We start from the raw sequence: 18,484 nt of genomic DNA, 5'->3' as shown, positions 1-18,484 counted from the left end.
CAGAGTTTTTGAAAGCGCCAAGGCGGAACGAAACGGGATCAGGGCTCGATCCCGCCGCTATTACATGCCCAGGACGCCCATCACGCCGCCCTTCTTGGACTTCTTCTCGCCGGGCGGGGCCAGGGTCGTGTCCTTATCCTTGGACAGGATCCGCTCCAGCGCGTTGCGCTTGGCGCCGGCCTTTAGCGGCTCGACGGCGGGCCTCAGGCCATTGTCGTTGAGCAGCTTGTAGGCGTCGGCGTACCAGCGATCGCCTGGGAAATTGTAGCCCAGCACCGCGCCGTTGCGCTTAGCCTCGTCCATCAGGCCCAGGGTCAGATACGACTCGACTAGGCGATAGAGGGCTTCGGGCGTGTGCGACGTGGTCTGGTGACGCTCGATGACCGCCTTGAAGCGGCCGATCGCGGCCAGGGTCTGGCCGTTCTTCAGGTAATAGCGACCGATCGCCATTTCCTTGCCGGCCAACTGGTCGTTGACCATGTCGATCTTCAGGCGCGCGTCGGTGGCGTATTCGCTGTTCGGATAGCGCTGGACGACATCGCGCAGGGCGGCCAGCGCCTGCTCGGTCGCGGCCTGGTCGCGATTCACGTCGACGATCTGCTCGAAATAGCAGACGGACTTCAAATAGTAGGCGTAGCTGGCCGACGGATTGCCCGGATACAGCGAGATGAACCGGTCGGCGTCGCCGATGGCGTCGTTGTAGTTGTTGCCCATGTAGTGGGCGTAGCCGGTCATCAGAATCGAGCGGCGCGACCATTCCGAATACGGGTGCTGGCGCTCGACCTCGCGGAAATAGTCGACGGCCTCGTTCCAGTTGCCGCGATCCAGCCGATCCGCGCCGGTGGAGTACAGCAGTTCGACGGGGCGCTCTTCGTAGGCGAGGCTCGGCTTCTTGGACTTGCCGGCGCAGCCCGCCACCGACACGGCGACGAGAACAGCGGCGATAGTGACGGCCGAACGTCCCGAGAAATTACGAAGCACGGAGTCTCTCACCCTCGAAGCAAACGTGCGCCCCTGCGCCGTGCAAGGCTTCTACACCACGCCGCTAAAGGCGCAAATGCGAAGGCCGAGCCCCGACTTCCGGAGACGCTCTTAAACCGCTTCAGCCAGTTCCGACGCGAGGGCGCGCAGGCGCCAAGCGCGCGGCTGGGCCAGCAACGCTCGAACCACGGCGTTATTGAGGCCATGACCGGCCAGAAAGCCTTCGAAGCGGCCAAGGATCGGCCTGCCCAGCACATAAAGGTCGCCGATCGCGTCCAGCGCCTTGTGGCGAACGAACTCGTCCTTGCGGCGCAGGCCCTCGGGATTGAGCACGCGGTCGCCATCGATCACGACGGCGTTTTCCATGGAGCCGCCTCGGGCCAAACCAATGGCGCGCAGAGCTTCGACGTCCCGCAGGAAGCCGAAGGTGCGGCAGTTCGACAGCTCCGAGCGGAACGATTCTTCGTCGATCACCAGGTCGACGGCCTGACGGCCGATGGCCTTGCTGCCGAACGCGATCTCGAAGGCGACTTCGAATCGGTCGGCGGGCAGCAGAGCGGCGCGCTTGTCGCCGTCCTCCACCATGATCGGCGCGAGAATCTCGATGTACTGGCGGACGGCTTCCTGCTTGCGGCGGCCGGCGCGGTCCAGGATCTGAATGAAGGGCTCGGACGAGCCGTCCATGATCGGCACTTCCGGACCGTCCAGCTCGACGACGCAGTTGTCGATCGATAGCGCGGCCAAGGCCGCCATCAGGTGTTCGATGGTCGAGACGCGGACCTCGGCGGCGTTGCCGATCACCGTGCCCAGTTGCGTCTGGCACACCGCCTCGGCGGTAGCCGGGACGCGGTTGTCGCGGTCATGCACGTCGGTCCGCACAAAGACGATCCCCGCGTCGGGAGCCGCCGGACGCACCACGACGCGCACATGCGCGCCCGTGTGCAGACCGGTCCCCGCGAAGATCACCGGTCCCGCGACCGTGTGCTGAAAATAACCCGAAGCCGACACTAGAGACCCTTATTGCTAGACGGACAGGTCTAAGCCCGCCGTTTTCGCCCCGAGTTAGCATGTAGGAGTGATGCTGCGTCGCGGCAAAGCAAGTCCTGTTTCGGATTGTTACGCTCTAAGCCTATGACTTTGTTTCACTTTTATTACGGAAGCGCGCGCAGCGAAACAGAACGCCGATCAGCGATCCGCGGCTGGTGAACACTCACCAGACTTACCCTAGCGGTGGGCGAAAAGCGGGACTAGGCTCCGCCGCCAAATACATAACCGCTTCCGGGAAATTCGGTTTCATGATCAAGAGCTTGCGTTTCGCCGCCTCCGCCGCCGCGCTGTCCCTGGCCTTGGTCGGGACGGCTCATGCGCAGACGCCGCTCCAGAAGCCACACGTCTTCACGGCCAAGGACATGGCCAGCCTGGATCGGCTGAGCGATCCGCGCGTCTCGCCCGACGGCCGCCATGTTCTCTATTCGGTGCGAACCATGGACTATCCGGCCAACAAGGCCTCGATGTCCCTGTGGGTCGCCGACCTGAAGACCAAGATGGCGCCGCGTCGCCTCAAGATCTCGGACGGCGGCGCGAGCGGCGGCCGTTGGAGCGCCGACGGCAAGTCGATCTACTTCGTTTCCGGCCGCGCCGGCGGAACCGATCAGGTGTTCAAGACCGATGCCGCGGGCGAGACCGCGACCCAGGTCACCGCGACGCCGTTCGATGTTCAGGCCTACAAGGTCGCCCCGGACGGCAAGACCATCGTCGTCGCCATGGCCGTGTTCCCCGACTGCGCCGACTTCGCCTGCACCGAGGCTCGCCTGGCCGCTAAGACCGCGACCAAGGCCACCGGCGTCGTCTATGACCGCCTGTTCGTCCGCCACTGGGACACGTGGGCGGATGGGACCCGCAACCACCTGTTCGCCTACGCCCTGGACGGCCAAGGCGTGGCGACCGGTCAGCCGGTTGACTTGATGAAGGGCTTCGACGGCGACAGCCCCACCAAGCCCTTCGGCGGGGACGAGGATTTCGCGATCACGCCCGACGGCAAGACCGTGGCCTTCTCCGCCAAGGTCGCCGGCAAGGACGAAGCCTGGACGACAAACTTCGACGTCTGGAGCGCGCCGCTGGACGGTTCCGAACGGTTGAAGAACCTGACCGCCGGCAACAAGGCCTGGGACGCCGCGCCGGTGTTCTCGCCGGACGGCAAGTTCGCCGCCTACCGCGCCATGAAGCGTCCCGGTTTCGAGGCCGACCGCTTCGGCGTGATCATCCGCGACATGGCCACAGGCCAGGAGCGCGAGCTGGCGCCGAGCTGGGACCGCTCGGCCGACGCCATCGCCTGGAGCCGCGACGGCAAGACGATCTACGCCACCGCCCTCGACGTCGGCCAAGGCAAGCTGTTCGCGATCGACGTGAAGACCGGCAAGGTCACCGCCCTGACCGGCGAGGGCCATGTCAGCGCCTTCGACGTCGGCCCCACTGGCCTCGTCTACGCTTCGGACTCGCTGAAAAGCCCCTCGGAACTGTTCATGCTGCCGGCCAAGGGCCCGGCGGTGAAGGTGGCCAGCGTGTCCAGCGACGCCCTGAAGGACGTCGCCTGGGGCGAGCCCGAGCAGTTCAGCTTCAAGGGCTGGAACGACGAGACCGTGCACGGCTTCGTGCTGAAGCCCGCCAATTTCGATCCGGCCAAGAAGTACCCGGTCGCCTTCCTGATCCATGGCGGCCCGCAGGGCTCGTTCGGCAATAGCTGGTCCTATCGCTGGAACCCGCAGGTCTACGCCAACGCCGGCTACGCCGTGGTGATGGTCGATTTCCATGGCTCGACCGGCTACGGCCAGGCCTTCACCGACGCGATCAGCCAGCACTGGGGCGACCGTCCGCTGGAGGACCTGCAAAAGGGCTGGGCGTTCGCGACCCAGAAGTATTCGTTCCTCGACGCCGACCGCGCCTGCGCCCTAGGCGCGTCGTACGGCGGCTACATGGTCAACTGGATCGCCGGCAACTGGAACGCGCCGTGGAAGTGCCTGGTCAATCACGACGGCGTCTTCGACACCCGCGCCATGGGCTATTCGACCGAGGAGCTGTGGTTCACCGAGTGGGAGAATGGCGGCACGCCCTGGCAGCCCGGCGCGACCTACGAGACCTTCAACCCGGCCCTGCACGTCGACAAGTGGGTCAAGCCGCAGCTGGTGGTGCAGGGTCAGCTCGACTACCGCATCCCCGTCGAGCAGGGCTTGGCCACGTTCAGCGCCCTTCAGCGCAAGGGCGTGCCCAGCAAGCTCTTGTACTTCCCCAACGAGAACCACTGGGTGCTAAAGGCCCAGAACTCGGTGCAGTGGCACAAGGAAGTGCTGGACTGGCTGGACCAGTGGACGGGGAATACGCGGCCGGGGAAGTGATCGCGGTCAACGCCAACTGCGTGTCATCCCGGCCGTAGCGAAGCGGAGAGCCGGGACCCAGGGGCGGCGCGCACAGCGCTTCGTCACTCCCTGGGTCCCGGATAGCCTCTGCGAGGCTTCCGGGATGACAGCCCAATCTAGCTGAAGGTTTGGCCCTAAAGCCGCCCCGTCGCGACCGCGAAGGTCAGTCGCGCCTTCTTTTCAAGCTCGCCCATCTCGCGACCTGACACGTACGCCCGCGCCAGGGCCGCCGGGGCCACGGCGGGGAACGCCGCCACCGGCAGTCCCCTCACCTCTCCCCGAGCGGCTTTCAGTTGCGCCTCGACGCGTTGCTTCACATCCGCCTGCGTCCAGCTTTCCGGCAGGCGCGAGCGCCCCGCCGACTTCAGCCGCCAAAGTCCCGCCAGGCCCCAGGCCCGCGCCGCGCCCTTGACCGCGTGCGGGTCGGCGCTCGGATCGAGACGACGCGCGGCCAGGACGGCCAGCGCGCCCGCCGTGCCGTCGACATAGGCTATCACCGCCGCCTCGTCCTTCAGCGGTCCCTCGTCGAGGTCGGTAAAGCGGGCCTCGGACAAGGCCGCCAGGGCGTTGGGATCGAAACCCGACGCGGCCAAGGCCTCGACATTCGGATGCTTGCGCGGCGCCTTGCCGGACGCGACCTCTTCCATGGCCTCGCGCCACCAGGTCAGGCGAATCTCGCCCATCAGAGCGTTGGAGACGCCGCCGGCCACCCGGGCCAGCTCGTAGTTCAGGCCATACAGCGCGATCACGTCGGCCCGCGCGGCCGGGTCGGCGATGAAACGGGTCGTCAGCCAGCGGTCCGGATCGACGCGGCGGACGAGGTCGTCGAGGGTTTCGGTGTCGGCCATGAGCTCAAAAGAAAAGGGCCCGTCGAGTTGACGGGCCCTCCCCTTACAGCGTGTCGTCGCCGGCGTCAGCCGAACAGCGTCTGGTTCATCGCCATGGTCGCCAGCATCGGGATGCTGAGCAGGGTGTTGGTGCGCGAGAACAGCATGGCGGTCTTTGCGGCCTTGGCCTTGGCGTCCGCGTCGGCCTCGACCATACCCAGGGCGATCTTCTGGTTGGGCCAGATGAAGACCCAGACATTGAAGAACATCACCGTGGCCAGCCACATGCCGGTGCCGATGAAGGTGAAGCCCATGTCGGCGCCGGGCGTGTAGCCGCCGGCCAGACCCAGGCTGAAGGCCTCCAGCAGATAGCCGCGGCTATAGGCCAGGATGACGCCCATGACCCAGGTCGCCAGGGCGGCCCAGCGGAACCAGAACAGGGCCTCGGGCGCGATGTACTTGCTGACCGCCGGCTTCAGCTCGGCCGGGATCTGCGGCATCACGCGGATCTGCACGAAGTTGAAGTAGTACAGCAGCCCGATCCACAGGATGCCGAACAGCACGTGCAGCCAGCGATAGATGGCCTGGAAATAGACCAGGCCGTGGCCCTGCGGGCTGTGGCCGTAGCCAATAACGATCACCAGCGCCAGCACGAAGCTGACGATGATGGTGTTGCGGAAGTTGGAAAGCAGTCCAGACATCGGTTTCCCCCTCGGATCCCTTTTCCTTGGAGAGGGACCATAGGGGTGTTTTCGGAGTCGGGCAAAGTTTTGGGCGAACACGGTTCTTGTTACTCACGCCCTTTCCGTCGCCTCCCTAGGCCTTGTGCCTAGGGCCCAGGGTTCAGCGAGCATTGCGCTGAATGGCGGGCGACCACGCCGACCCACACTGAGCCAAGCCGCGCCACGGGCCCTCGCCACAAGGGCGAGGAGGCTTGAGATTTATAATTTCGAGCGTGTCAGACCGCGATCAGCGCCGCCGCCAGCCGCCGACCTTCGCTGGCCAGCACGTTGTAGGTGCGGGCCGCGGCCTCGGTGCTCATGAACTCGAGGCCGATCCCGGCGGCCTTGAGGGCGTCGCGGACCGGCCGCGGCGGCAGCGCGTTCACAAGGCCCGTCCCCAGCAGTACGAACTCAACCGCGCCGCCGGCGGCGAAAACCTCGGCGAACGACTCGGGAGTCAGATCCGCCAGGGCGGTCGCGGCCCAGTCGCGCGGCTGGTCATCGAGGACCAGCAGCGAGCCGGGCCGCCAGACGCCGGAGACCCGGAAGCCGCCGCCGCCCCAGGCGTCGATGGACGGCGGTTGCCGCATCAGGGGCGCGAGGCCGCGCCGAACTTGACCGGCGTGGCGTCGTCGTCGTTGCGCTTCACGCCCCAGACCAGGATCAGCGGCAGGGCGATGTAAATCGACGAATAGGTGCCGATGATGATGCCGAACACCATGGTGAAGACCAGCGGGAACAGTACCGGGCCGCCGAACACCATCGTACCGCCCAGGGCCAGCAAGGCCGTGGTGCCGGTGATGATCGTCCGCGACAGACGCTCGTTCTCCGACAGGTCGATGATGTCGCGCAGGGGCGTGGTCTTGTACTTGCGCAGGTTCTCTTTCAGTCGGTCGAAGGTGATGACCTTCTCGTTCATCGAGTAGCCGATGACCGTCAGCAGGGCCGCGATTTCGGTCATCGAGAACTCGATGCCGACCACCGACAACAGGCCCAGGGTCAGGACGATGTCGTGGATCACGGCCACGACCGCGCCCGTGCCGTAGGACAGGCCGAAGCGGAACCAGATGTAGCCCAGCGTCAGCAGCAGGGCGACGCCCAGGGCCTTGAAGCCGGACATCAGCAGCTCGCCAGAGACCTTGGCGCCCACTTCCGAGCGGCTGGTCACCTTCAGGTCGGGGAAGCGCTTGACCAGCTCGCGCTCGACATTGGCCGAGGCGGCGCTGGGGGCTTGCCCCTCGGCCGGCAGGAACTTGACCATGGCCGAGTTCGGCTGGCTGGCGAAGCCCTGGACCTGGGCGTCGTGGACACCGATCTGATTCATGGCCGAGCGCAGGTCGGCCAGGGGCACGGGCCGCGACATGGCGATTTCCAGGGCGTTGCCGCCCTTGAAGTCGATGCCGAGGTTCAGGCCTTGCACGAACAGCGAGGCGACCGAACCGACGATCAGGATCGCCGAAAAGACGGCCGCGACCGGGGCCCAGCGCACGAAGCGGAACTTGGTGGCGCGGGGGATGTAGCGAATGAGGGGCCAACGCATGGTCGGATCTCCTATGCGATCGGCAGCTTCTTCGGCTTGGCGGTCTTGAACCACCAGCCGATGAGCACTTGGGTGATGAAGATGGCGGTGAACAGCGAGGTGAACACGCCGATCACCAGGGTCCAGGCAAAGCCCTTCACCGGGCCCGAACCGAAGCTGAACATGATCATGCCCGAGATCAGGCTGGTGATGTTGGCGTCCAGGATCGAGGTCAGGGCCAGCTTGTAGCCATGGTCGGCCGCGGCCATGGGCGTCCTGCCCGCGTTGGCCTCGTCGCGCATGCGCTCATAGATCAGCACGTTGGCGTCGACGGCGACGGCCAGGGTCAGGATCAGACCGGCGATGCCCGGGAAGGTCAGGGTCGCCTGGGTCACCGACATGATGCCGACGATCAAGAGAACGTTGACCACCAGGGCGATGGCCGCGAAGCCGCCGAACAGACCGTAGGCCAGGATCACGAACACGAACATCGAGACCGCGCCGATGGCCAGCGAGATCGAGCCAGCCTTGACGGCGTCGGCGCCGAGTTCGGCGGTCACGGTGCGTTGGTCCTCGACGTTCAGCGGCGCGGGCAGAGCGCCCGAGCGCAGCAGCAGCGACAGTTCGTTGGCGCTCTGGACGGTGAAGTTGCCGGTGATGATGCCGCTGCCGCCCGTGATGGCGCCCTGGATCGTCGGCGCGGACAGGACCTTGTCGTCCAGGACGATCGCGAACCGCTTGCCGACATTGCGGGCGGTCAGGTCGCCGAACTTGCGGCCGCCCGAGGCGTTGAAAGTCAGCGCCACGACAGGGCTGCCGGTCTGGGGATCGAACTGCTGCTGAGCGTTGGTCAGTTCCTCGCCCGAAACCAGGGCGCGCTTCTTGACCACGTAGACCGGCGCGTACTGATCGCCCGGGAGGACTTCCGAGCCCGGTGGGATGCGGCCGGCCTGGATGTCTTCCGGCGTCACCGTCTCGTCGACCATCTGGAAGGTCAACTTGGCGGTCTTGCCGATGATGTCGCGCAGCTTGCCAGGGTCGCTCTCGCCCGGCGCCTGGATCATGATCCGGTTTTCGCCCTGGCGGTTGATCGAGGGCTCCTTGGTGCCCAGGCTGTCGATCCGGCGGCGGATCGTCTCGATCGACTGATCGACCGCCTTGACCGCGTCGGCCTTGATCGCTTCCGGCACGAAGCGGACTTCGATGCGGTTGTCGCCCTTGCCCGAGACCGAGACGTCCTTGCCGCCGATCACGCCGGCCAGCGGCGCGCCGAGGTTCGTGCGCAGCAGGTTCAGGGCGTCGTTGTAGCGGGCCGCGTCGCCGATCCGAACACTGATGATCTCGCCCTGCTGGTTCAGCTCGCCGAACGGGATCTGCTCGCTCCGCAGCTGGGTGCGGACGTCCTCGGTCAGATTCGACAGCCGCTCGCGGTGCAGCGCCTCGGTGTCGACCTCATAGAGGAGATACGAACCGCCTTGCAGGTCGAGGCCGAGGTTCAGCTTCTTGTGCGGCAGCCACGCGGGCATGGCGTCCAGCGTCTTCTGAGGAAGAACGTTGGGCAGGGAGAACAGAATCCCGAAGACCACCGACAGGGTGACGGCGATGATCTTCCAGCGGGAGAGAGTCAGCATGGATCAGCAGCTTTCAGGCGACGTCGCGGGCGACGCCTCGAGACAGGGTGGATTCGCCTTAGTTCTTGGCGTCGTTGGCCGCGGCCGGCTCGCCCTTGGCGCGGACTTCCGTGATCATGCCCTTGACGACCTTCACGGTGACGCCCTGGGCGATCTCGACGCCGACTTCCTTGTCCTCGACGCGGACGATCTTGCCCAGAACGCCCGAAGACAGGACGACGCTGTCGCCGCGCTTCAGGTTGGCGAGCATGGTCTGATGCTCCTTGGCGCGCTTCTGCTGCGGACGGATCAGCATGAAGTAGAACAGCACGACCATCAGAAGGATCGGGGCGAGCTGCAGGATTTGAGCGTTCAGGCTGTTCATGGAGACTCCAAAAAAATCCGATGAGGCGCGCCGCCTTACATAGGGTCGCGCCAAGTCGGCGGAAGCTATGCGTTCGCCTTCCCTTTTGCAATGCGAGCCCGCGAGGGTATGGAACGGGCCATGACCGACGCGACCGCTCCCCTACTCGCCCGCATCGCCGACGCCTTGGAGCGGCTGGCCCCGCCGCCGCCCGCGACGCCGGACTTCTCGTCCGCGCGGCTCTTCCGGCATGAGCCCGTCACCGGCGCCTTCGCCCCCGCGCCGGACTATCCGCTATCCCTGGACCTGCTGGTCGGCATCGACCGGCAGAAGGCGCGCTTCGTCGAGAATCTGCGCCGCTTCGCCGTGGGCCTGCCCTGCAACCACGTTCTGCTGTGGGGCGTGCGTGGCACCGGCAAGAGCTCGGTGACCAAGGCGGCCTTCATCGCGCTGGCCGACAGCTATCCCGACCTGAAGCTGGTCGAGGTGGATCGCGACGAGGTCGCCGCCCTGCCCCCGCTGTTCGACCTGCTACGCGCCCGCGCCGAGCGCTTCGTCGTGCTGTGCGACGATCTCTCGTTCGAAGACGGCGCCGCGGCGGCCAAGGCGCTGAAGTCGGCGCTGGAGGGCGGCGTTTCGGGTCCGCCCGAGAACGTGCTGTTCGTGGCCACGTCCAACCGCCGTCACCTGATGCCGCGCGACCACGTCGAAAGCCAGGGCGCGATCGCCGCGGCCGAAAACGCCGAGGAGGAGATGAGCGTCTCCGATCGCTTCGGCCTGTGGATCGGCTTTCCGCCGATGGACCAGGACACCTATCTGGGCGCCATCCACGCCTATGCCGAGCGCTTCGGCCTCGACGCCCCGGACCTTGATCGCCGCGCCCTGCAGTGGTCGACCCAGCGAGGCGGCCGCTCGGGCCGGGTGGCCTGGCAGTTCGTGCGCGACCTGGCGGGGGAGCTGGGCGTCAAGCTGCCGGGGTAGAGAAAAATCCTCTCCTCAAGGGAAAGGTGTCGGCGAAGTCGACGGAGAGGGAAGAAGCAGGCTCGGCAGCATTTCCCCCTCCGGCCGCTTCGCGACCACCTCCCCCGCTAGGGGGAGGATGGAGCCTTAGCGGGGCAGCAGCAGCCCCGGATCGACCGGCTTGGCCTTGTCCTTGACCGTCGGCGCGTAGCGCATCTCGAAGTGCAGCTGGGGTTCGTTGACGCCGCCGGTGGCCCCGACCGAGCCGATCTGATCGCCCCGCCGGACTTGCTGGCGCATCTTGACGGTGGCGCCGGAGAGGTGGGCGTAGGCCGTCACCCAGCCGTCGGCGTGCTTGACCAGAACGAGGTTGCCGAACGTCGGCACCTGATTGCCGGCATAGGCGATCTCGCCGTCGGCGGCGGCCAGCACCGGCGTTCCTTGCGGCGCGCGGATGTTGAGGCCGTCGTTGCGCTGGCCCGTGCCCTTCACGCCAAAGCTGGAGATGATCTCGCCCCGCAGCGGCCAGTCGAACTTGCCCTTGCCCGAGGCGATGATCTCGGCCTCGGTCGGCGCGGCGCTGCTCTCGATGATCGGACGCGACGAAGCCGGCGGCGTGATCGGCTGAGCGGCGACCGGCGCGCTCGGGCGTGGATAGCTCGAGGTGTAGGGAACGGGACTGGACGGCGTGCCCGAGGTCGACGGCGAGGTCGCGGGCGCGGGCGACGGCGTGTCGACGCGAGCATAGCTGCTCAGCGGCTCGACCGGCGAAGGCTTTGACACGGTGGTCGTGGTCTTCAGCGGGCCCTTGTCCTTGAAGCCGTCCGGCAGACGGATCTTCTGGCCCTTCTTGATCGTGGCGCTGGTCCTGAGGTTGTTCTCGGCGGCCAGCGACTTGACGCTGACATTGAAGCGCTTGCCGATCTCGGCCAGCGTGTCGCCGGATTGGGCGACGTAGGCCTTCTGTTCGGTGGCCGGCCCCTTGATCTTCTGACCCAGACGCAGCGTCTGGCCCTTCTTGATCTTGTTGTCCTCGGCCAGGTCGCCGACGCTCACGTCGAACTTCTTGGCGATCGAGGTCAGGGTGTCGCCCGACTTGACGGTGTGAACCTGGCGGGGCCCGGCGACCTCGACCACGGCGCCGGTGACGCTGAGCGAGGTCGTGCTGACGGTGGTCGGCTCGGCGGACGGCTGACGCGACGGCCGCGAGGACGCGTTGGAACGGGTCGGCGCCGGCGTCGGCGCGGTCTCCTCATCGGCGACTTCCGTCCGAGCGGCGGTACCGGGAACCACCGAGGTCGTCTTGATCGGCCCCTTGTCCTTGTAGCCGTCGGGCAGCTTCAGCCTTTGCCCCTTCTTGATCGACGATCCGGTCGACAGGTCATTCTCCTCGGCGAGCGCCGAGGCGGTGACGTTGAAGCGCTTGGCGATCGCGAACATCGTGTCGCCCGTCTGGACGACATAGGCCTTCTGCTCGCTGGCCGGGCCGTTGATCTTCTGGCCCAGACGCAGGGTCTGGCCCTTCTTGATGTCGTTATCCTTGGCCAAGTCGTTGACATTGACGCCGAACTTCTTGGCGATGGAGGTCAGGGTGTCGCCCGACTTCACGACGTGGACCTGGGCCTTGCCGTCGACCTCGACCACCGGACCAGTGACGGAAGTGGTGACGATGGTCTTGGGCGGAATGGCGCGCAGGACGGGCTGAGGCGCCGCGCGGGCGGGCGCGGGCGGCGGCAGCTCGGACTGGGTCACCGGAGCCAGCGGCTGGGACTGGATCGGAGCCGGGGCCGGCGCGGCGGCCACCGTCGGCGCGGTCGCCACGGCGTCGGACTCGGCGCCCGTCTCCGGCGCGGCAGCCTGGAGCGTCGAGGACGGCGGCTGGGTGATCGGGAAATTCGGCGTGGGCATCCGCGTGGCGGACGCGGGGGTCTGGCCCTCGCGCGTCGAATATTGCGGGGCGGTCGCGCAGGCGGAGAGCGTTCCAGCCGACAGGGCGATCACCGCCGCTTGCGTCCACAACTGCCTCATGACGTCTCCTTTCCCGTCGGGCCTTCACAAGGCGCCGCCAGGGTGAATCAAGTCTTAACACCAAGGCCGCCGAGCCACGCCCGACGCCCCAAACTCATTGATCCTTGGCGACGCCGGCCAGCAGCGGCACGAACCGCACGTCGCATAGGATTTCGACCCGGAAGCCGCCCTTGCCGTCGCCGGCATAGCGGCGAAGGCTTTGGACAGGCCCCTTCCCCACCGGCGCGACCAGCACGCCATTGGGTTTCAGCTGCGAAAGCAGCCGCTTGGGGTCATCTTCGGCCGCCGCCGTGACCATAATGCGGTCGAACGGCGCCTGTTCGGCCCAGCCCTCGCCGCCATCGCCGAACTTGGTGATGACATTGGTCAGGCCAAGCTTCTGGAAGCGGCCCTCGGCCTCCTTCATCAGGGTCCGATAGCGCTCGATCGTATAGACGAGGCGCGAGACCTTGCTGAGGATGGTGGTCTGGTAGCCCGAGCCGGTGCCGATCTCCAGCACGCGCGCGCGCGGCTCGACGGTCAGCGCCTGGGTCATCAGGCCGACGATGAACGGTTGGCTGATGGTCTGGCCGCAGGCGATCGGCAGGGCCGAATCCTCCCACGACCGATCCTTGAACAGGTCCGGCGTGAACAGGTCGCGCGGCGTGGTCTCGATGGCCTTCAGCACCTGGGGGTCCGTCACCCCCTGGTCGCGCAAGGCCTGCATCAGGCGCGGCAGGTCGGCCTTGGCGTTCTCCGCCGCCTTGGTCGTCCGTCCGCTCATTCCGCCACCTTAAGCTTGGGCGGCGCCCCGCCCAGCACGCCCTTCAGCGCGTGAGCGGTCTCGTAATGTGTCAGGTCGATGTGCAGAGGGGTGACCGAGATCCGGCCTTCATAGACGGCGCGCAGGTCCGTGCCCTCGGCGGGGCTCGAGGCCTTGGCGGTGAATCCCATCCAGTAGTAGTCGCGGCCGCGCGGGTCCGTGCGCTTTTCCATGTGGCGCAGGTGGCCGTCGCGGAAGCCCTGGCGCGTCACCTCGACCGCCGTGACCTGCTCCGGGGGCAAGGCCGGAAAGTTGACGTTCATCACCACGTCCGTCGGCCAACCCACTTCCAGCAGGCGCTGGACGATCCCCGGCCCGAACGCCTCGGCCGTCTCCCAGTGGGCGACGATCTCGTCGTGGAAATAGGTCATCGACTGCGACAGGGCGATCGACGGAATGCCGAGCGCCATGCCCTCGATCGCGCCGGCGACGGTGCCCGACAAGGTGACGTCCTCGGCGAGGTTCTGGCCACGATTGACGCCGGACAGCACCAGGTCGGGCTTGGCGCCCTCGACCAGCTCCTGAACGCCCATCATCACGCAGTCGGTCGGCGTCCCCTCGACGGCGAAGCGGCGCTCGTCCAGTCGGCGCACCCGCAGCGGGTCCGCCAGCGTCAGCGCCCGGCTGGCGCCCGACTGTTCGTATTCGGGCGCGCAGATCCAGACGTCGTCGCTGAGCGCCCGCGCGATCGTCTCGAGCGCCCTTAGGCCCGGCGCGTGGATGCCGTCGTCGTTGGTGAGGAGGATCCTCACGCCGCGCCCCCGATGTGGGTGATCCCGCCCATATAGGGTTGCAGCGCGGCCGGGATGTGGATGCGACCGCCCTCGTCCTGGTAGTTCTCCAGCACCGCCACTAGCGTGCGTCCAACGGCCAGGCCCGAGCCGTTCAGGGTGTGGACGAAGTGGCCGCCCTTCTCGCCGGTCTTGCGGTAACGGGCCTCCATGCGGCGCGCCTGGAAGTCACCGCAGTTCGAGCACGAGCTGATCTCGCGGTACATGTCCTGCGAGGGCAGCCAGACCTCGAGGTCGTAGGTCTTGCGGGCGCCAAAGCCCATGTCGCCGGCGCACAGCAGCATGGTGCGGAACGGCAGCTCCAGCTTCTTGAGCACGGTCTCGGCGCACTCGACCATGCGCTGGTGCTCGGCCTCGGACTGGTCGGGCGTCGTGATCGAGACCAGCTCGACCTTGTAGAACTGGTGCTGGCGGATCATGCCGCGCGTGTCGCGACCGGCCGAACCGGCCTCCGCGCGGAACGACGGCGTCAGGGCCGTCAGACGCATCGGCAGCTCTTCCTCGGCGACGAGCTGCTCGCGGACGATGTTGGTGAGGGAGACCTCGGCGGTGGGGATCAGCCAGCGATCATCTTCCGTGTGGAAGAGATCATCGGCGAACTTGGGAAGCTGGCCGGTGCCGTAGAGGGCATCACTCTTCACCAGCAGCGGCGGCGACACCTCCGTATAGCCGTGCTCGACCGTCTGCAGGTCCAGCATGAACTGGCCGATCGCGCGCTCCAGGCGGGCGATCTCCTTCTTCAGCACCACGAAGCGCGCGCCGCTCATGCGAGCGGCGGCCTCGAAGTCCATGCCGCCGAGGGCCGCGCCCAGGTCGACGTGGTCCTTGGGCTTGTTCAGCTTGCCGGCCGGCAGCTTGGCGGCGTCGCCCCAGCGGCGCTGCTCGACATTGCCCGCCTCGTCCTCGCCCACCGGAACCTCGGGGGCCGGGATATTGGGCAGGCTGGCCAACAGGTCCTTCAGCTTGCCGCCGACGATGGTCTCTTCTTCCGAGGCGGTCGCCATGACGCCCTTCAGCGTCTCGACCTCGGCCATCAGGCGCTGGGCCTCGGCCTCGTCCTTCTTGGCCTTGGCCATGCCGATCAGCTTGGAGCTCTCGTTGCGCTTGGCCTGGGCTTCTTGCAAAGCCGTCTGCGCGGCGCGCAGCTGGGCGTCGAGCTTCACGGCCTCGGCGGCCGCGCCTGAACGCCCTTTCGCCGACCAATGAAGGTCAAAGGCTTCGGGATTGTCGCGGATGGCCTTGATGTCGTGCATCGAACGCAAGCTCGGAAGAGGCGGTGGGAAACGCCCTCTCTAAGGCGCGTCGGCGGGGGCGCCAAGCGTCGCGACGCCCGTATGGGTTCAGGATGGGGTGCTCTCGGAAAAAGGGAGCCCCTCGGGACCCGCGACCAGACGTCGCACCTAAATCCTACTTGTTAACGGGAATTAGGCGTCCTTCCACACCGCGACTTAATCGCGATCGCCGAAAAGCCCCGCCCAATTCAGTACGCGTTTTTGACCTTTACGGCCCTCCCCGGCCAGCTCGATCATTCAGAGGATTTTGAACCATGAAGACCTTTGCCGCTTTCGCCGCCCTCGCCATCGCCGCCACCGTCGCCGTTCCGGCCGGCGCCGCCGTCAACGAAGTTCGCGTCTCGATCGCCAACAAGAACTCGGTCCAGATCGAAACCGAAATCAAGGCCGCCGCGGCCTCGGTCTGCGCCACCGTCACCAAGACCCAGATCGATGACTGCGTCGACGGCGCGATCATCAGCGCTCACCGCCAACTGGCCTCGATCCTGCGCGCTCGCGACGCCGGCAAGACCCAAGTCGCTCAGAGCGTCTCGGTCGTCCGCATCTCGCTGAAGGGCAAGACCCTGGATCAAGTCCACGCCGAAATCCGCACCGCCGCCCAGACGGTGTGCAAGGCTCAGCCGAACTTCAGCGTCGTGACCTACCAAGCCTGCGTGACCGACACGGTCCGCTCGGCCAAGGCCCAGCTGCAAGCCCGCGTCGGCGCTTCGGCCTAAGACGTTCCGTACGTCGAAACAAAGAAGGGCTCCGCGATCCGCGGAGCCCTTTTTCGTGTCCCTTAGTCCGTCAGGCCAGCTTCTTCGTCTTCCCGCTTTCGCCGTCGCTCGATCAGCCACACGCACCAGATCGAGACTTCGTAGAGCAGGCATAGCGGCACGGCCAAGGTGATCTGGCTGATGGGGTCCGGCGGGGTGACGATGGCCGCCAGGACGAAGACCGCGACGATGGCGTAACGGCGGCCCGTCCGCAGCATGTTGGAATCGATCAATCCCGCGAGGCCGCCCAGGGACAGCACGACCGGCAGCTGGAAGCTGAGGCCGAACGCCAGGAGCAAGGTGGTGACCAGCGTCAGATATTCCGACACGCGCGTCTGCAGCACGACCTTCACGCCGTCGCCAACGATCTGCTGGCTCAGCGAGAACCACAGCACGAACGGCAGCATGATGTAGTAGACCAGCGACGCCCCGATCAGGAACAGGACCGGCGAGGCGATCAGGAAGGGCAGGAACGCGTTGCGCTCCTTCTTGTAGAGACCCGGCGCCACGAAGCGGTAGAGCTGCCAGGCGATGATCGGGAACGCCAGGATGATGGCGCCGAAAGCCGATAGCTTGATGTTGGTGAAGAACTGCTCCAGCGGCGCGGTCGCTTGCAGGGTGATCCCCGCCATGGCGCTGGCCGGAACGGTCTTGAGGCCGACCAGGGCCAGCAGAAGGTCGAAAGACCCGTGCTTGCCGCCGGCGTCCTCCATGGCCTTCAGGCCTTCGGCCACGGTGAACGGCCGCACCAGGAACAGGAAGATCGGCTTCACGAAGGCGAAGCAAACGCCAAACGCCACGGCGATCGAGGCCACGCAGATGATCAACCGCGTGCGCAGCTCGATCAGGTGATCCAGCAGGGGCGCGCGCGAGGCCTCGATGTCGTCCTCGGTGTCGTATCCGATGGCTTTGTCGTTCACGAGACGATGTCCGAAGCTTTGGAGCCGCCGGCCTTGGCCGAGCGCTTGCGCGGCGCGGGAGCGGCCTTGGGAGCCTCGACGGTGATGTCCTTCTTGGCCGCCGTCCGCTTGCGCGCGGTCTTCGCCGGCGCGACGAGCGCCGGTTCGGCGTTCGCCTTCTTGCGCGAGGCGCGCTTGGGCTTTTCGACGATCTCGGTCGTCGGCGGCGGCAGGATGGAATTGTCGGTCGTCGGGGCCGGATTATGGATCTCGCCGCCGGCGTAGGGATGCATCTGGGTCGCGCCGCCGCTCAGCGAGGCGTCGATCTCGGCGAACACCTGGTCCGCCCCCGTCTCGCGCACGGCGTCGGCGGCGGCCTGGGTCGGGCTGGCAAACTGGCCCGAGCGCATGGCCTGGACCTCGCGCCTCAGTTCGTCGAGCTCGGACTGCCGGGCCATCTCGTCGAAGCTGGCGCGGAATTCCGAGGCCATGCCCCGCATCTTGCCAACGAACTGACCCAGCTTTCGCAGAAGCGCGGGCAGGTCCTTGGGACCGACCACGATCAGGGCGACGGCGGCGATGACGAGAAGTTCTGTGCCGCCGATATCAGGAAGCATGGACACGCCTTAGAACGGCGGGGCTTCAAGACCCCCCGCGGAAGAGTAGACCGAAACGCGCGGAGACCGTCCCCGCCCGCCTAAACCTTACGACTTGCGAAGCTCTTCCGCTTCGGCCTCGGTGCGCGGCAGCGCGCCCTTGGTCTTGTTGTCGGCGACTTCGCTGCTGGTGTCGTCCTTCAGGCCATCCTTGAACGCGCGAATGCCCTTGGCCGCGTCGCCCATGATGCCCGACAGCTTGCCGCGACCGCCGAACAGCAACAGCACCACGACGGCGACGATGATCCAGTGGATAGGACCGAAGCTTCCCATAACCTAGACTCCTTGCGACAGCGCCAGATAGCCGCTGCGACGCGTCGTTACAACATGCCCTGGAATATAGGCGCTCGATGGGCCGCCGACCATCGCTCACCGCGAAGGCTTCGCCCTGAACAAAGCTCGGCAGGTTCTGCTCGGCCAACTTGACCGCCCAAACGGGCTCCACGGCAAGGCCGCGAGGCTCAAACCTTTGAAAAGCATGGCTTCGTGGCCATGGCGCGTTTCTTGCCAAGATGTCGCACCCCTTGAGTTCGGGAGCGCATCACATGTCGATTTCCTCGGTCGGTTACTCGTCGCCCTACGCCTATGCCGGCGCCGTCTCGTCCGCCTCCACGTCCTCGCCCATCGGCGAACCCACGGCCAAGGACGAGTTCCTGAAGTTCCAGTCCAAGTCGCCCGCCGAGAAGATGCGGGCGATGATCCTGGCCAAGCTCGGCGTCACCGAGGAGCAGGTGAAGGCCATGTCCACCGAAGATCGCAAAAAGATCGAGGACAAGATCCAGGACATGATCAAGCAGCAGGTCCAGAACGACATCGGCAAGAAGGGCCAGACGGGCCTGGTCGCCGACATCCTCGCCTAGAAAAG

The 18,484-nt window shown here is 66.4% G+C and carries 19 protein-coding genes and 1 pseudogene; 5 read left to right on the top strand and 15 right to left on the bottom strand.

The window, feature by feature from the left end:
* Positions 1-60 precede the first annotated feature (60 nt).
* Positions 61-993, bottom strand: a complete 933-nt coding sequence (locus J2728_RS18590) for an outer membrane protein assembly factor BamD (RefSeq protein WP_310001524.1) — start codon at positions 991-993, stop codon at positions 61-63.
* Between the two features lie 99 nt (positions 994-1,092).
* The gene (gene lpxC, locus J2728_RS18585) at positions 1,093-1,989 is read right to left on the bottom strand and encodes a UDP-3-O-acyl-N-acetylglucosamine deacetylase (RefSeq protein WP_310001523.1); all 897 of its coding nucleotides are present in this window, start codon (positions 1,987-1,989) and stop codon (positions 1,093-1,095) included.
* Between the two features lie 287 nt (positions 1,990-2,276).
* On the opposite strand from lpxC, the gene J2728_RS18580 reads away from it, so the two are divergent.
* Both J2728_RS18580 and J2728_RS18575 read left to right on the top strand, forming a co-directional pair.
* On the top strand, positions 2,277-4,373 hold the full coding sequence (locus tag J2728_RS18580) for a prolyl oligopeptidase family serine peptidase (protein WP_310001522.1): 2,097 nt from the start codon (positions 2,277-2,279) through the stop codon (positions 4,371-4,373).
* A 15-nt stretch (positions 4,374-4,388) separates the two neighbouring features.
* Positions 4,389-4,475 (top strand): annotated as a pseudogene (locus tag J2728_RS18575) (hypothetical protein); the annotation flags it as partial.
* Positions 4,476-4,528: 53 nt separating this feature from the next.
* Here the strand turns inward: J2728_RS18575 and J2728_RS18570 are convergent.
* The 6 genes from J2728_RS18570 to yajC all read right to left on the bottom strand — a co-directional run bounded on the left by J2728_RS18570 (position 4,529) and on the right by yajC (position 9,457).
* A complete protein-coding gene (locus J2728_RS18570; RefSeq protein ID WP_310001521.1) occupies positions 4,529-5,242 on the bottom strand; it encodes a squalene/phytoene synthase family protein in 714 nt (237 codons plus the stop codon).
* A gap of 65 nt (positions 5,243-5,307) precedes the next feature.
* The gene (locus tag J2728_RS18565; RefSeq protein ID WP_066683125.1) at positions 5,308-5,922 is read right to left on the bottom strand and encodes a urate hydroxylase PuuD; all 615 of its coding nucleotides are present in this window, start codon (positions 5,920-5,922) and stop codon (positions 5,308-5,310) included.
* A 257-nt stretch (positions 5,923-6,179) separates the two neighbouring features.
* Positions 6,180-6,533: an Mth938-like domain-containing protein gene (locus J2728_RS18560; protein WP_310001520.1), complete on the bottom strand. Its 354-nt coding sequence runs from the start codon at positions 6,531-6,533 to the stop codon at positions 6,180-6,182.
* A complete protein-coding gene (secF, locus tag J2728_RS18555; protein ID WP_013078594.1) occupies positions 6,533-7,483 on the bottom strand; it encodes a protein translocase subunit SecF in 951 nt (316 codons plus the stop codon). Before secF ends, J2728_RS18560 begins: the two co-directional genes overlap by 1 nt.
* Positions 7,484-7,494: 11 nt before the next feature.
* The gene (gene secD / locus J2728_RS18550; protein ID WP_310001519.1) at positions 7,495-9,093 is read right to left on the bottom strand and encodes a protein translocase subunit SecD; all 1,599 of its coding nucleotides are present in this window, start codon (positions 9,091-9,093) and stop codon (positions 7,495-7,497) included.
* A 58-nt stretch (positions 9,094-9,151) separates the two neighbouring features.
* Positions 9,152-9,457, bottom strand: a complete 306-nt coding sequence (gene yajC, locus J2728_RS18545; RefSeq protein WP_013078592.1) for a preprotein translocase subunit YajC — start codon at positions 9,455-9,457, stop codon at positions 9,152-9,154.
* Positions 9,458-9,577: 120 nt separating this feature from the next.
* Here yajC and J2728_RS18540 point away from each other — a divergent pair, with 120 nt between their 5' ends.
* On the top strand, positions 9,578-10,417 hold the full coding sequence (locus J2728_RS18540; protein WP_310001517.1) for an ATP-binding protein: 840 nt from the start codon (positions 9,578-9,580) through the stop codon (positions 10,415-10,417).
* A 126-nt stretch (positions 10,418-10,543) separates the two neighbouring features.
* Here J2728_RS18540 and dipM read toward each other — a convergent pair whose 3' ends face one another.
* The 4 genes from dipM to serS form a co-directional block, all read right to left on the bottom strand.
* The gene (gene dipM / locus J2728_RS18535) at positions 10,544-12,424 is read right to left on the bottom strand and encodes a cell division endopeptidase DipM (protein ID WP_310001516.1); all 1,881 of its coding nucleotides are present in this window, start codon (positions 12,422-12,424) and stop codon (positions 10,544-10,546) included.
* A 94-nt stretch (positions 12,425-12,518) separates the two neighbouring features.
* Entirely contained in the window at positions 12,519-13,187 is a 669-nt protein-coding gene (locus J2728_RS18530) for a protein-L-isoaspartate(D-aspartate) O-methyltransferase (protein ID WP_013078589.1), read from the bottom strand.
* Entirely contained in the window at positions 13,184-13,978 is a 795-nt protein-coding gene (gene surE, locus J2728_RS18525) for a 5'/3'-nucleotidase SurE (RefSeq protein ID WP_310001515.1), read from the bottom strand. The genes J2728_RS18530 and surE overlap by 4 nt, the downstream gene beginning before the upstream one ends.
* Complete coding sequence (gene serS, locus J2728_RS18520; protein ID WP_310001514.1) at positions 13,975-15,270, bottom strand: serine--tRNA ligase; 1,296 nt, start codon at positions 15,268-15,270, stop codon at positions 13,975-13,977. The genes surE and serS overlap by 4 nt, the downstream gene beginning before the upstream one ends.
* A gap of 293 nt (positions 15,271-15,563) precedes the next feature.
* Between serS and J2728_RS18515 the strand changes: the two genes are divergently transcribed.
* Positions 15,564-16,025, top strand: coding sequence for a hypothetical protein (locus J2728_RS18515; RefSeq protein ID WP_310001513.1), 462 nt, complete (start codon positions 15,564-15,566; stop codon positions 16,023-16,025).
* A 62-nt stretch (positions 16,026-16,087) separates the two neighbouring features.
* Here J2728_RS18515 and tatC read toward each other — a convergent pair whose 3' ends face one another.
* From tatC to tatA, 3 genes are all read right to left on the bottom strand, one after another.
* Positions 16,088-16,984 carry a twin-arginine translocase subunit TatC gene (gene tatC / locus J2728_RS18510; protein WP_310001512.1) on the bottom strand — a complete coding sequence of 299 codons (897 nt, stop codon included), beginning with the start codon at positions 16,982-16,984 and terminating at the stop codon, positions 16,088-16,090.
* The gene (tatB, locus tag J2728_RS18505; RefSeq protein WP_310001511.1) at positions 16,981-17,580 is read right to left on the bottom strand and encodes a Sec-independent protein translocase protein TatB; all 600 of its coding nucleotides are present in this window, start codon (positions 17,578-17,580) and stop codon (positions 16,981-16,983) included. Before tatB ends, tatC begins: the two co-directional genes overlap by 4 nt.
* Before the next feature lie 87 nt (positions 17,581-17,667).
* Positions 17,668-17,892: a twin-arginine translocase TatA/TatE family subunit gene (tatA, locus tag J2728_RS18500; RefSeq protein WP_310001509.1), complete on the bottom strand. Its 225-nt coding sequence runs from the start codon at positions 17,890-17,892 to the stop codon at positions 17,668-17,670.
* Positions 17,893-18,164: 272 nt separating this feature from the next.
* Here tatA and J2728_RS18495 point away from each other — a divergent pair, with 272 nt between their 5' ends.
* Positions 18,165-18,479 carry a hypothetical protein gene (locus tag J2728_RS18495; RefSeq protein WP_310001507.1) on the top strand — a complete coding sequence of 105 codons (315 nt, stop codon included), beginning with the start codon at positions 18,165-18,167 and terminating at the stop codon, positions 18,477-18,479.
* Positions 18,480-18,484: the final 5 nt, after the last annotated feature.

This window comes from Caulobacter segnis (genome assembly GCF_031454995.1).
In the GTDB taxonomy this organism is placed as follows: Bacteria; Pseudomonadota; Alphaproteobacteria; order Caulobacterales; family Caulobacteraceae; genus Caulobacter; species Caulobacter segnis_E.
Note: the sequence above shows the minus strand (reverse complement) of the source record. Positions and strands in the feature narration are given on the sequence as shown.